Raw genomic sequence first — 12631 nt, 5'->3', positions numbered from 1 at the left:
ATGACGCAGAATCCACGCTGCCTTCTCACCTCCCTACGCGCGCGGCGCATTTCCCCATGGCCCGACTCCATATCGCGATCACCGGCTTCGGCGGCATCGGCCGCAAGGTGGCGGAACTGCTCTCGGCCCGGGCAGCCCGCTATCGCCAGCAATTCGATCTGGATGTGCGCGTCGTCGGCATCTGCGGCTCCTCCGCCGGACTCATCGACGAGGGGGGCCTGAGTCTGGAAGCGTTGTCGGACCGCGCCGGCTACACCCAGGGTCTGACCGGTGAAACCTTCATCGAGCAGGTGCCGGCGGACCTGCTGATCGAGGCGAGCCCGACCGACTTCCGCACCGGCGGCGCGGCGCTCGGCTACATCCGGCAAGCGTTCCACCGGCAGATGCACGTGATCGCGATCTCCAAGGGCGCGCTGGTCCGCGACTTCCCCGGCCTGCACGCGGAAGCCAGCCGCCGGGGGCTGGCCCTCAAGGTGAGCGGCGCCGCGGGATCGGCCATGCCGACGGTCGACCTGGTCCAGTACAACCTGGCGGGCTGCGAGGTGACGTCGCTCTCCGCCATCGTGACCGGCACGACCAACATCATCCTGTCCGAGATGATGGACAGGGAGTGCGACTTCGCCGACGCGCTCGCCGAAGCGCAGCGGCTGGGCGTCGCGGAGTCCGATCCGACGCTCGATACCCACGGCTGGGACACCGCGTGCAAGATCGCGATCCTGTGCAGCGCGGCCTTCGGCGACGTCATCGACGTGCAGACGATGGAGCGCCAGGGCATCGATCACGTGACGCTGGCGGATGTGCGCCGCTGGAAGGCGCAGGGTGTCGTCCCGCGCCTCGTCGGCCGCGTCGACCGATCGACCGGCGCGTGCGAGGCGTCGGTCGGCATCGCGCTGTGCGGACCGGATCATCCGTTCGCACGGGCCCACGGACGCGCGAAGTCGGTCCACGTCGTCACCGACCTGATGGGCGAACTGACGCTCGTGGGCGGCGGATCGAGTCCCTATGGCACGGCCGCCGCCGCGCTCAAGGACCTCGAGCACATCCTCAGGGACTTGCAGCGTCCGCCCAGGCCTCAAGGGCCTCAAGGGCCTCAAGGGCCTCAAGCGCCTCAAGCGCCGCTCAGGCAGCGCAGCCTCTAGCCTCCGTCCCGGAACTCCGGATACAGGCTCATCCCGCCGTCGATGAACAGCGTCGTGCCCACCACGTAGTCCGAGGCATCGCTGGCCAGCCAGAGTGCCGCGGCCGCGACGTCCTCGGGCGCGCCGATGCGGCCGTACGGGATGAGCGACAGCATCTTCTTGCGGGCAGCCTCGTCTTCCACCGACTCGCGGTTGATCGCCGTGGCGATGGCGCCCGGCGCGATCGCATTGACGCGGATGCCCTCCTCCGCCACTTCCTGCGCCAGGCTGCGCATGAAGAGATCGATGCCACCCTTGGACGCCGCATAGTTCGCATGGCCCGCCCAGGGGATGAGCTGATGGACGGAGCTGATGTGGATGATCTTGCCCAAGGCGCGCGACGGCGCCTCGTCTGCGCCCTCTCGCTGGCCCTCTCGCTGGCCCTCTCGCCGGCCGTCCCCCGGTCCCCTGCTCCGGCCCTGTCGGCGGAACAGCCGCACCGCCTCGCGTGCGCACAGGAACTGCCCGGTCAGGTTGGTGGCGATCACCTGGTTCCACTGCTCGAGCGTCATCTCGCCGATGGGCGCGTCGCGCTGGATGCCGGAATTGGCCACGAGGATGTCCACCCGGCCGAAGGCGGTCACCGCCTCTTCGAACAGGCGTTCGACGTCGGACTCCGAGCCGACATCGGCCTTCACCGCGATCGCGCGTCCCCCGTGCCGCGCGATGTGCTCGACCACCTCGCGCGCCGCGTCCGGCTGCGAATGGAAATTGACCACCACGGACGCGCCGGCGTCCGCCATCGCCACGGCGATCGCCTTGCCGATGCCCGAACTCGCCCCCGTGACGAGGGCCACCTGTTGTGCCAGCATGTGCGTTTTCATGAAGCCGCGCCTCCGCGCTCGAGGGCCCCGTCCAGCGCGAGCGCCGCGCTGATCAGCGCCAGATGGGTCAGCGCCTGCGGGAAGTTGCCCAGGTGCTCGCCGCCGCGTCCGATCTCTTCGGCATACAGCCCCAGGTGGTTGGCATAGGTCAGCATCTTGTCGAAGTGCAGCCGCGCCTCGTCGACGCGGCCCGCCGTGGCCAGGCACTCGACGTACCAGAACGAGCACGCCATGAAGGCGCCCTCCTGCCCGTGCAGGCCGTCCAGGTTGTCGGCATCGACGCCGTCCGCCGTCGTGTATCGCGCGACCAGCCCGTCCACGCTCAGTTCGCGCCCCACGGCATCGAGCGTGGACAACCAGCGCGGATCGCTGGAACCGATGAACTTCACCATCGGCATCAGCAGCACGACCGCGTCCAGCGTGTCGCCGCCGCGGTATTGCACGAAGGCCTGTTTCCCGGGATGCCAGAACTCGTCGATGATCTGCGACGCGATGGCGTCGCGGGTCTCGACCCAGCGCAGCACCGGCGCCGGGCGCGCATAACGTTTGGACATGCGCAGCGCGCGGTCCAGCGCCACCCAGCTCAGCAGTCGGCCCGAGAGGAAATCGCGCCGCTCGCCGCGCATCTCCCAGATGCCGTCGTCGGGCTGGTCCCAGTGCTCGCACAGCCAGTCGATGCGCGCCGTCAATCGACGCCAGACATCGATGGACGGCGCGGGCCCATGCTTGTCGGCCAGGTACATCGCGTCGACCAGCTCCCCCACCACGTCCAGCTGCAGTTGCGTCGCCGCGGCATTGCCCACGCGCACCGGCCGGGAGTCGCGGTAGCCGGACAGGTGGTCGAGCTCGATCTCCCCGTCGACGCGGCTGCCGTCGACGGCATACAGCACCTGCGGCCGGGCGCCGTCCTCGTCGTCGTCCGCACGGCCCTTGGCCCAGCCGATGAAGCGGTCGGCCTCCTCGGTGTAGCCCAGCCGCAGCAGCGCATGGACGGTGAACGCGGCGTCACGGATCCAGCAGTAGCGGTAATCCCAGTTGCGCACGCCCCCGACGTGCTCGGGCAGGCCGAACGTCGCCGCGCCGATGATCGCGCCGTGCTCCGCCGAGCTCAGCAGCTTCAGGATCAGCGCCGAGCGCAGCACGATCTCCCGCCACCGGCCGCGATAGGACGAGCGCGCGCTCCAGGCCTGCCAGTACGCCACCGTCTCGGTGAAGGACGCCTCCAGGAAGGCATGGAGGTCCTCGTCGTCGGTGGGCCGCTCGATCACGCATTCGAAAACGAAGCCCACCTCGTCGCCCGCCTTCAGGTCCATCACCGCCCCGACGGTCCCCACGGCGCCGGTGCCATCGGGATCGACCTGCAACGGGACCGTGCTGCGCAATTGCATCGGTCCCGGCGACGCGCCGATCAGGAATGTCGCCCGCAGGCCGTCGTCGCGGCTGTCACTGTCATTGCCGTCATTGCCGACGTGGGCCTCGCAGTCCGCGCGCCCATAGTCGAACCGGGGCTCGCAGCGCATCTCGAAGCGCTGCGTGCCCCGGATGCAACGGACGCGTCGCACGAGGGCGCTCTGCGGACCATTTTTTCGAACCGGCATGTAATCGATGACCTCGATCATCCCCTCGGCCGACATGTGACGGGTCAACAGCACGTTGGTGTCGGGCAGATACATCTGCCGCGTGTGCGTCCCGGCGAGGTCCATGGGCCGGATGCTGAAACGCCCGCCCCGCCGCGCATCCAGCAAGGAAAGGAACACGCTGGGCGAGTCGAAACGCGGGAAGCAGAAGAAATCGATCGTGCCGTCGGTGCACACGAGCGCCGTCGTGCGGAGATTGCCGATCACGCCGTGCGATCCGATGTCGGGGTAACTCAATGCAACTCCTGGCGCCAAATGCGGGAAGCCCCTGCAATCGGTGTTCCCACATCTGCGTACATTCCGCCGATGGAGGCACCGGGATGCGGCGCTTCGCACCTTGAGACAACGCTTCGCACCGGTGTTCGCCCAAGTGCACCGGCGTGGCGCGATGACCACGAACAGGGCCGCCATTCGCCCGATCATGGCGGCCCCCAACAATCTGCCAGGAACGCACGTGAGAACTCTCTGTGGGCTGATGCTCCCCCTCCTCTTCGCGACCACCCTCGCGACGACCTCCCACGCCGAGGTGCTCATCGGCCAGACCTCCGGCTTTACCGGCTCGGTCGCGGCCAGCGTCAAGGAAACGACCGACGGCGCCAGGCTCTACCTCGACTCGGTCAACAAGGCCGGCGGCGTGCACGGCGAAAAGATCAAGCTGATCTCGCTGGACGACAAGTTCGATCCGAAGCTCGCGGCCGAGAACGCGAAGACGCTGATCGTCGACAACAACGTGCTGGCACTCTTCCTGACGCGCGGCACGCCGCACAACCAGGCCATCATGCCGCTGCTCACCGAGCACCGCGTGCCCCTGATCGCCCCGTCCACCGGCGCCATGGTGTTGCACAAGCCCGTCCATCCGTGGCTCTTCAACGTCCGCGCGACCTACCAGCGTGAAGCGGAGCGCGCGGTCCGTCACCTGAGCCTCATCGGCATCGAGAAGATCGGCGTGGCCCAGGTCGACGACTCCTTCGGCGCGGACGCGGTGGTCGGTGTGATGGCGGGCTTCGCCGCGGTGGGCAAGACGGCGGCCTTCGTCGAGAAATTCGATCGCGCGCATCCCGACTTCAAGGCGACCGTCGCCAAGACGCAGTCGACCTCGGCGCAGGCCGTCATCATCCTGGGCTCGGGCCAGGCCGTGGTGGACGGCGTGACCGCGCTGCGCGACGGCGGCTCGCGCGTCCAGATCGTGACCCTGTCCAACAACGCCTCGTCGGGCTTCGTCGCCTCGCTGGGCAAGAACGCGCGCGGCATCATCGTCGGGCAGGTGTTCCCCTACGAGCGCTCCCGCAACGCCGCCATCGTGACCGAGGCGCAGACGCTCTCCACCGCGCAAGGGCACGGCGACATCACGCCGGCCATGGTCGAAGGCTTCGCCGGCGCGAAGGTGCTGGTCGAAGCGCTGCGCCGCGCCGGCCCGCACCCCACGCGCCAGAAGCTGCGCGACACGCTGGAGAACATGCAGAAGGTCAACATCGGCGGCCTGGAGATCAGCTACAGCCCGACCGACCACTCCGGCCTGGACTTCGCGGACCTCTCCATCGTCGGCGAAGGCAACCGCTTCGTGCGCTGAGCCAGCCGCGTCGGACCCGCCGCCCCCGGCTGCGGGCCGGTGCGGTCACAGGTACTTCACCCAGGCGCGGCGCGTGCGCCGCTTGTAGGCCGCGAAGGCCTTCACCGGCGGATAGAGCAGCGGCACCAGCGTGAGCCAGACGCCCCAGATCCACGGGAACTGGCCGGCGTCCACGCCGAAGCGCTCGCCCTGGTTGGGCCCGAGGACCGCGAGCAGGACGCGATACCCGATCAGCAGCACGTAGAGGTGCAGCAGGTAATAGAACATCGGCGCGCCGCCGAAGACCGCGCACAGGCGGGTGAAGGCGTTGCGCCAACGTTCGAACGCGGCCAGCAGCGTCAGGCCGATCCCCAGCGTGAGCAGCAGGAAATCCAGCGACGGCGGGTACTTCGTGAAGTTCAGGAAGGACATCGCCGTCACCAGCGTCGTGGCGCCCGCCACCCAAGGCGCGTTCTCGCCATAGAGGTTGAAGCCGCGCAGGACCCCAAGCGCGAGCAGACACGCCGCCGAGAGTCCCAGCAGCGCGCGCCGCCGCTGGCCCGCATCGGACGCGCGTGCGAACAGCGGTCCCAACGCAAAGCCCAGCAGGATCACGCCGACCCACGGCAACGCCGGATAACTCACGCGCACCTTCACGAACCCCTCGGGGATCAGCCAGTCGCGATGCAGCATCAGGGTCCACGGCGCATGCCAGAGGCTGTCCGGCGGCACCGACAGGCCGGCGAGCGCGTTGTGTCCGCCGACGATCACCAGCCCGATGCCCGCGAGCGCCCGGCGCGGCAAGCCCGAAAGCAGCGCGAGCGCCAGCATGCTGACGCCGATCGCCCAGATCACCTGGAGGTAGATCACGCTGAAGCTCGCGCTCCAGGCGAAGTTGACCAGCGTGAGCTCCAGGCCGATCAGCAGCAAGCCGCGCTTGAGCAGGAAACGCCGGACGTCGCGCCGCGGCGAGTCGTCGGGGTTCGCGTAGAGCCAGGCCGACAGCCCGCTCAGGAACACGAACACCGGCGCGCACAGGTGCGCCGCGAGCCGCGAGAAGAAGAGCTCCGGCGGCGTGCCGGGCACGGTCATCGGGTCCGTCACCTGGAGGTGCAGGTAGAAGGTCTCGCGCACGTGATCGAGCAGCATGACGATCATCACGAAGCCGCGCAGCGCGTCGATCGAGGCGATGCGCGAGCCGATGCCCGACGACGCTGGCGCGGGGGTGTGAACGTCAGAACGCATAACGTGCGGACAGGGTGAGTTTGCGGCCCGCGCCCGGCGCGACCCAGACCTGGCTGTAGGCGCTGGCGTAGTAGTCGCGGTCGAGCAGGTTGTCGATGTCAAGGGCGAAGGACCACTGCTTGTCGGGTCGGTAGCTGCCGAGCAGTTTCAGCGTCGCGTAGCCGGGAAGGCCGACATCGTCGGCGGGGGTGAGCGGCGCGACGGCGCCTTCGCGCCGGTCGACGAGGTTCACGCCCAAGCCCGCCGTCGCCTGTCCCGCGCCCAGCGCGAAGCCCTGCACCAGCAGCAGCGTCGCGCTCTGCCGGGGCACGTTGGCGAGCTGCCGTCCGACGAGGAAGGTGTTGTTGTCGCGGGTCACCTGCGCGTCCGTGAACGCGTAGGCGAAGGACAGGCGCAGATCGCGGGCCACTTCGCCGCCGACGTCGAGCTCCACGCCCTGGCTGCGCACCTCGCCGGCCGCGATGGAGAAGTTGTTGGGATCGGTCGGATCCGGCGTCAGCACGTTGTCCTTCTCGATGCGGTAGACGGCCAGCGTGGCGGACAGCCGGCCGTCGGCGGCGTCGTACTTCGCGCCGGCCTCGGTGGAACGGCCCTTCTCCGCCGGGAACGGCGTGTAGCTGCGGCTCACGCCACTGTTGGGCCGGAAGCTGCGCGAGGCGGTCGCATAGAGCGAGACCGTGCCGCTCGGCTGATAGACGACGCCCGCACGCGGCGAGGTCGCGCCGAGCGACTGCTCGGTCGTGATGCCGCTGCGTCGGTTCAGCAACGACTGGTCGTAGCTGTCGTGGCGCAGGCCCACGAGCAGTTTCCAGCGCGTGCCAAGGTCCATCTGATCCTGCGCATAGACGGAGCGTGACTTCTGCTCCTCGCGCGTCCAGGTGTTCAGCACCATCGCGGGCGGCGTCGCGCCGTAGACCGGCTCGAACAGGTCGATCGGCGTCGAGGTCGCGACGCGGTACTGCTCGCGCTGGTCGACGAAACGGTAGGCGTCGGCGCCGAACAGCAGGTGGTGCGTGAGACCGGCCGCGCGCACGGTGCCCAGCAGTTCGAGGCGTCCCGACAGGTCGGTGCCGTCGAACGCGCGCGTGCGTCGCTGGCGGACCAGCGTGCGCTTGTCGGCCTGCAGGAAACGCGCCTCGGTTGCGACGCCGTCCAGCGCGCTGTCCCGGTGGCTGAGGCCGGTCTGCAGCGACCAGTCGTCGTTGATCTGGTGCTGGACGAAGAGCTGATGGCCGACGCTGCGCGTGGCGGTCGGCCCGTCGTCGGGCTCGCCGTAGAAGGCGTGGCGCGGGACGCGGCCGAGCTGCCCGTCGATCGCGACGACACCGCGGTCGAAAGTCGCCCTCTGCTTCGAGAACTCCAGTTCATAGGAGACCGTCGTGTCGGCGTCCGGCATCCACAGCAGGGACGGCGAGATCATCGTGCGGCGCGACTCGACGTGATCGCGGTCGCTGCCGGCGCGGTCCTGCGCGGCCGTGACGCGGTATGCGAGGCGCTCGCTCAAGGGCCCGGTCGACTCGGCGGTCGTGCGGTGGCTGCCGTGGCTGCCGACGAAGAAGCCGATCGCGTGCTCGGGCACGAACAGCGGCTTGCGGGTGGTGATGTTGACCGTGCCGCCAGGCTCGCCGCGGCCGTAGAGCGCGGAGGCCGGTCCTTTCAGCACCTCGACCGAGGCAACGTTCGCGGTGTCGCGCACGCCGTTGTAGCCGCGGCTGGCGCTGAAGCCGTTGACCAGGTAGTCCGAGCCGAAGCTCGGATCGCCGGTGAAGCCGCGCATGGCGTAGCTGTCCCACAGGCCGCCGAGGTTGCTCTGCCGGGAGAGTCCGCTCGCGAGGTCGAGCGCCTGGTCGAGCCGCGTGACGCCGGCGTCCGTCAGCAGCGTCTCGGACAGCACGCGCACGCTCTGCGGAAGGTCGCGCGCCGGGGTGTCGGTCTTCATCGCGCCGGTGACGACGAGCGTCCGATAGGGTTGGCGTGTGCCCTTGACGCCGACGGGGTCGAGAACCGCATCGGGCGCCGTGTCGGCGGCCCCGTCGGAAGATCCGTTGGAGGACGCGTACGAGGCTGCGGCGCAGAGCGAAGGCAGCAGGAGCAGCACGGCGCGGACGGCCACGGACGAGCGTGCGACACCGGCACGCGAAACGGAATGGGAGGTCATGGAAGGCAAGGAGTGACCCCGGGGAGCACGTGACGACGGGTCGACGGCTCCCCGGCGAGGTGGACCGGGGGGAGCGCCCGCGCACCCGGCGCGGACGTGGTCTGCGCACGCGGCGCAGCGGCGGTTCAGGCGGACGGGGGTCCGCGGGGCTTCGCGACGGTCCAGACGAGCGAGCGCAGCGGCTCGCGGGACAGCACCGCGGGGGGCGTGTCGGCTTCGGCATGGCTCAGCAGCGCATCGGGCGCGTGTCCAGAGGCCACGGCCTGCGCGTGGAACAGGCACCAGGCGCAGGCGTCGGACTTCACGCCGTTATCGGCGTCATCGGCGTCCTGGGCTGCCTCCTGCAGATCGCCTGCCTCGTCGCCGGCAGGGACCGCACGCGCATCGCCAGCGGCGATCGACACGATCGTGGCCGCGCCTTCGGACTCGCCGGGCGGATGCGCGATGTGCCATGCGTCGTGCAACGGACGGCCCAGCAGACCGCACACCAGCAGGAGCAGGAGCAGCCAGGGGGGTGCGGATTGTCGGGACGACGACATGGGGACGGTGACAGCGCGTAGGAGACGCGCAGAGACGCGCAGGAGACGACCGCAGCATTCTGCCGCAAGCGGACGACCTATCATTCCGTCATGAAACTGTCCGATCGAGTAGCGCGCATCGACCCGTTCTACGTCATGGAATGCGCCAAGCGGGCCGACGAGATCGCCCGCTCCGCCGTCTGCGATCCGGCGCAGGGCGGCCGGCGCATGATCTACCTGAACATCGGCGAGCCCGACTTCGGCGCCAGCCCCGGCGTCCGTGAGGCCGCCGCGCGCTTCACCGCCGAGGGCCGCATCCCCTACACGCAGGCCAACGGCCTGCGCGCGCTGCGCCAGCGCATCGCCGACTGGTACGGCCAGACGCAACACCTGACCCTGGATCCCGATCGCATCGTCGTCACCGCCGGCGCGTCCGCCGCCCTGCAGCTGGCCTGCCTGGCGCTGTTCCAGGCCGGCGACGACGTCCTGATGCCGGACCCGAGCTACCCCTGCAACCGCCATTTCGTCGCCGCCGTCGACGCGACGCCGGTGCTGATCCCGTCGACTGCCGGGGAACGGTTCCAGCTCAGCCTCGACCGGCTGCGCGCGCACTGGAGCCCCCGCAGCCGAGGCGTGCTGCTCGCCTCGCCGAGCAACCCGACCGGCACCTCCATCCCGCCGGAGGAACTCGCCGGCATCCACGCCTTCGTGCGCGAGCGCGGCGGCGTCACCGTCGTCGACGAGATCTACCAGCCGCTCGGCTACGACGACCGTTATGCGCGCAGCGCGCTGACGCTCGGAGACGACGTCGTGTCGATCAACAGTTTCTCCAAGTATTTCGGCATGACGGGCTGGCGGCTCGGCTGGCTGGTGCTGCCGCCGGCGATGGTCGGCGCGGTCGAGAAGCTCGCGCAGAACCTCTACATCTGCCCGTCGACGATCGCGCAGCACGCGGCACTGGCCTGCTTCGAGCCCGCGTCGATCACCGAATACGAACGCCGCCGCGAGGAGCTTCGCCGACGTCGCGACGTCGTCGTGCCCGCGCTCGAGGCCATGGGCCTGCCCGTTCCCGTCGTGCCCGACGGTGCGTTCTACGCCTGGGCCGACGCCTCCGGCACCGGGCTCTCCAGCTGGGACCTGTGCATGGACCTGATGGCACACGCGCAGGTCGCGCTCACGCCCGGCCGCGACTTCGGCCCGGCTTTCGGCGAACGCTTCCTGCGCCTGTCCTTCGCGAGCAGCATGGCCGATCTCCGCGAGGCGCTCGAGCGCGTGAGCGCCCGCCTGGACCAGTTGAAGGCCCGGGCCTGAACCCGCTCGCGGCGTCGTCCGTTACAGATTGGTCGGCTTCAGGATGCGTCCTGTCTTCGCGAGGTCGGCGCGCTGACCCAGCCCCGCGATGCCCCCGGCCCCCAGCACCCGCTGGTGCGGGTCGTCGGAGGTGCGCATCGCCTCGATGCGGCGGGAGGCCAGCCGGGACGCCTGGGACGCCTGCCGGCCCTTGGGCGTGACCGCCGCGGTGGCGAGTTGACCGATGTAGTCGAGATCAAAGGGGTGCATGGCGCGTCACATGAAGAACACGAACCGACAGAGCACGCGGCGTGCCAGCCCCCCACCCGGCAGGGGGATCGCGACGGGCGGGCCGCGCCTGCGGCTGCCCGGACCGGGTGCGGCCGCCAGACGCCCTATCATCCCGGCATGAGTTCCGGTTCCCCTTCCGATCCCGATTCGGATCCTCGCGCCGACGGCGTCGCCGCCACGGTCCCCGCCCTGCTCGGCGGCCCGCTCGCCGTCTCCGGCGCCTCGCCGGCGCTGGCCGTCCACCATCACGAGCTGCGCATCTACTGGGAAGACACCGACGCCGGCGGCGTCGTCTTCTACGCCAACTATCTGAAGTTCATGGAGCGCGCCCGCACGGAATGGCTGCGCGGCCTGGGCTTCGAGCAGGAGGCGATGCGCCGCGACGAGGGGCTGATGTTCGTCGTCAGCGACACCGCCCTGCGCTATCTGGCGCCGGCGCGGCTGGACGACTGGCTGCGCGTCAGCGTCGTGCCGGCCGAGGTCGGTCGGGCGAGCCTCGTGATCGACCAGCAGGTCTGGCGCGGCGAACAGCTGCTCACGCAAGGCCGCATCCGCATCGGCTGCGTCGACGCCATCAGCCTGAAACCCGCGCGCATCCCGGCACGCATCCTGCAAGCGCTGCAGCCCGCCCCGGGCGCCGTGGCGCCCTCGCCCCCCGCCCGCTGACACGCTTCTTTGCATGTGGCTGGTCCGTCGTTTGCCAGGGACCCCGCCAGACTTGTCACAATTCCAGGATGGATCTCCACCGTCGATCCGCCCTTGATCCCCGACCACCGCCCGTCGACCTCATGAACCAAGACCTCTCCATCGTTTCCCTGATCGCCCATGCCAGCCTCACGGTGCAGCTGGTGATCGCCGCGCTGCTGCTGGTGTCGCTGGCCAGCTGGAGCGTGATCTTCAGCAAGCTCATCTCGCTCGGCCGCATCCGCTCCCGCAACGAGGGCTTCGAGCAGGAGTTCTGGTCCGGCAAGAACCTCAACGACCTCTACAACAGCGTCTCGAACCGCGCCGACGGCGCCCCGCTGGAGCGCATCTTCGCCTCCGGCATGCGCGAGTTCCTGAAGCTGCGCGAGAAGCGCGTGGTCGACTCCGGCCAGCTGCTCGACGGCGCCCGCCGCGCGATGCGCGCCAGCTTCCAGCGCGAACTCGACGCGATGGAATCGCACCTGTCCTTCCTGGCGTCGGTGGGCTCGGTCTCGCCGTACGTGGGCCTGTTCGGCACCATCTGGGGGATCATGCACGCCTTCGTCGGCCTGTCCAACCTGACCCAGGTCACGCTGGCCACCGTCGCGCCGGGCATCGCCGAAGCGCTGGTGGCCACCGCGATCGGACTGTTCGCCGCGATCCCGGCGGTGCTGGCCTACAACCGCTTCGCGCGCCAGATCGACCGCAACGCCATCACGCTGGAGACCTTCATCGAGGAGTTCTCCAACATCCTGCAGCGCAACGCCGGCCAGCCCGCGCCGGCCGCGCAGCGCTGATCCGGAGGCCCGGCCCATGCCCGCGATGTCCTCCCGCGGCGGTTCGCGCCGCCGCACGATGAACGAGATCAACATGGTCCCGTTCATCGACGTCATGCTGGTGCTGCTGATCATCTTCATGGTCAGCGCGCCCCTCATCACCACCGGCGTCGTCGACCTGCCCAGCGTCGGCTCCAGCCGCACGCAGCCGCAGCACGTGATCCAGGTGATCGTCGGCACCGACGAGCAGCTCAAGATCAAGCTCGACGGCGACCAGGACCCGTCGCCGGTGCCGCTCAAGGCGCTGGCCGCGCGCGTCAAGGACGCGCAGAAGGGCGATGCGGCCACGCCGGTCGTGATCTCCGCCGACCGCAACGTCAAGTACGAGGCCGTCGTCAAGACGATGGACGTGCTGCAGCGCGCCGGCATCCAGCGCGTCGGGCTGTCCGTGAAGAACGGCGCCCCGGCCGACCGTTGAGAC

12 protein-coding genes are annotated in these 12631 nt (G+C 69.6%); 6 read left to right on the top strand and 6 right to left on the bottom strand.

Going from position 1 to position 12631, the window contains the following annotated elements; translation table 11 throughout:
• Positions 1–56: 56 nt before the first annotated feature.
• Positions 57–1139, top strand: a complete 1083-nt coding sequence (locus PV762_RS05665) for a homoserine dehydrogenase (protein ID WP_421034053.1) — start codon at positions 57–59, stop codon at positions 1137–1139.
• Here PV762_RS05665 and PV762_RS05660 read toward each other — a convergent pair.
• Both PV762_RS05660 and PV762_RS05655 read right to left on the bottom strand, forming a co-directional pair.
• Positions 1136–2002, bottom strand: coding sequence for an SDR family oxidoreductase (locus PV762_RS05660; protein WP_421034052.1), 867 nt, complete (start codon positions 2000–2002; stop codon positions 1136–1138). The genes PV762_RS05665 and PV762_RS05660 overlap by 4 nt on opposite strands.
• Entirely contained in the window at positions 1999–3876 is a 1878-nt protein-coding gene (locus tag PV762_RS05655) for a glycoside hydrolase family 15 protein (RefSeq protein ID WP_421034051.1), read from the bottom strand. Before PV762_RS05655 ends, PV762_RS05660 begins: the two co-directional genes overlap by 4 nt.
• A 238-nt stretch (positions 3877–4114) precedes the next feature.
• On the opposite strand from PV762_RS05655, the gene PV762_RS05650 reads away from it, so the two are divergent.
• Positions 4115–5209: an ABC transporter substrate-binding protein gene (locus PV762_RS05650; protein ID WP_421034050.1), complete on the top strand. Its 1095-nt coding sequence runs from the start codon at positions 4115–4117 to the stop codon at positions 5207–5209.
• A 45-nt stretch (positions 5210–5254) separates the two neighbouring features.
• On the opposite strand, the gene PV762_RS05645 is transcribed toward PV762_RS05650, so the two are convergent.
• The 3 genes from PV762_RS05645 to PV762_RS05635 form a co-directional block, all read right to left on the bottom strand.
• Positions 5255–6433, bottom strand: coding sequence for a DUF1624 domain-containing protein (locus tag PV762_RS05645; protein ID WP_421034049.1), 1179 nt, complete (start codon positions 6431–6433; stop codon positions 5255–5257).
• On the bottom strand, positions 6423–8546 hold the full coding sequence (locus tag PV762_RS05640) for a TonB-dependent siderophore receptor (RefSeq protein WP_421034048.1): 2124 nt from the start codon (positions 8544–8546) through the stop codon (positions 6423–6425). Before PV762_RS05640 ends, PV762_RS05645 begins: the two co-directional genes overlap by 11 nt.
• A 170-nt stretch (positions 8547–8716) precedes the next feature.
• Positions 8717–9130, bottom strand: a complete 414-nt coding sequence (locus PV762_RS05635; protein WP_421034047.1) for a DUF2946 family protein — start codon at positions 9128–9130, stop codon at positions 8717–8719.
• 90 nt (positions 9131–9220) lie between these two features.
• Between PV762_RS05635 and PV762_RS05630 the strand changes: the two genes are divergently transcribed.
• Positions 9221–10420, top strand: a complete 1200-nt coding sequence (locus tag PV762_RS05630) for a pyridoxal phosphate-dependent aminotransferase (protein ID WP_421034046.1) — start codon at positions 9221–9223, stop codon at positions 10418–10420.
• A gap of 21 nt (positions 10421–10441) precedes the next feature.
• On the opposite strand, the gene PV762_RS05625 is transcribed toward PV762_RS05630, so the two are convergent.
• Complete coding sequence (locus PV762_RS05625; RefSeq protein ID WP_421034045.1) at positions 10442–10669, bottom strand: hypothetical protein; 228 nt, start codon at positions 10667–10669, stop codon at positions 10442–10444.
• Positions 10670–10807: 138 nt separating this feature from the next.
• On the opposite strand from PV762_RS05625, the gene ybgC reads away from it, so the two are divergent.
• The 3 genes from ybgC (at position 10808) to tolR (ending at position 12628) form a co-directional block, all read left to right on the top strand.
• Positions 10808–11356 carry a tol-pal system-associated acyl-CoA thioesterase gene (ybgC, locus tag PV762_RS05620; RefSeq protein ID WP_421034044.1) on the top strand — a complete coding sequence of 183 codons (549 nt, stop codon included), beginning with the start codon at positions 10808–10810 and terminating at the stop codon, positions 11354–11356.
• Between the two features lie 122 nt (positions 11357–11478).
• On the top strand, positions 11479–12171 hold the full coding sequence (gene tolQ / locus PV762_RS05615) for a protein TolQ (RefSeq protein WP_421034043.1): 693 nt from the start codon (positions 11479–11481) through the stop codon (positions 12169–12171).
• A 16-nt stretch (positions 12172–12187) separates the two neighbouring features.
• On the top strand, positions 12188–12628 hold the full coding sequence (gene tolR / locus PV762_RS05610) for a protein TolR (protein ID WP_421034042.1): 441 nt from the start codon (positions 12188–12190) through the stop codon (positions 12626–12628).
• Positions 12629–12631: the final 3 nt, after the last annotated feature.

Source organism: Mitsuaria sp. CC2, from assembly GCF_048957715.1.
Classification (GTDB): domain Bacteria; phylum Pseudomonadota; class Gammaproteobacteria; order Burkholderiales; family Burkholderiaceae_C; genus Roseateles.
The sequence above is the reverse complement of the archived record's forward strand: the minus strand, read 5'-3'. Positions and strand labels throughout refer to the sequence as shown.

What these genes read in the sequence shown, in the direction of transcription:
- PV762_RS05635 (WP_421034047.1), bottom strand. Translation starts at nt 9,130, where the DNA reads ATGTCGTCGTCCCGACAATCCGCACCCCCCTGGCTGCTCCTGCTCCTG.
- PV762_RS05630 (WP_421034046.1), top strand. Translation starts at nt 9,221, where the DNA reads ATGAAACTGTCCGATCGAGTAGCGCGCATCGACCCGTTCTACGTCATG.
- PV762_RS05645 (WP_421034049.1), bottom strand. Translation starts at nt 6,433, where the DNA reads ATGCGTTCTGACGTTCACACCCCCGCGCCAGCGTCGTCGGGCATCGGC.
- tolR (WP_421034042.1), top strand. Translation starts at nt 12,188, where the DNA reads ATGCCCGCGATGTCCTCCCGCGGCGGTTCGCGCCGCCGCACGATGAAC.
- PV762_RS05660 (WP_421034052.1), bottom strand. Translation starts at nt 2,002, where the DNA reads ATGAAAACGCACATGCTGGCACAACAGGTGGCCCTCGTCACGGGGGCG.
- ybgC (WP_421034044.1), top strand. Translation starts at nt 10,808, where the DNA reads ATGAGTTCCGGTTCCCCTTCCGATCCCGATTCGGATCCTCGCGCCGAC.
- PV762_RS05650 (WP_421034050.1), top strand. Translation starts at nt 4,115, where the DNA reads ATGCTCCCCCTCCTCTTCGCGACCACCCTCGCGACGACCTCCCACGCC.
- PV762_RS05625 (WP_421034045.1), bottom strand. Translation starts at nt 10,669, where the DNA reads ATGCACCCCTTTGATCTCGACTACATCGGTCAACTCGCCACCGCGGCG.
- PV762_RS05665 (WP_421034053.1), top strand. Translation starts at nt 57, where the DNA reads ATGGCCCGACTCCATATCGCGATCACCGGCTTCGGCGGCATCGGCCGC.
- tolQ (WP_421034043.1), top strand. Translation starts at nt 11,479, where the DNA reads ATGAACCAAGACCTCTCCATCGTTTCCCTGATCGCCCATGCCAGCCTC.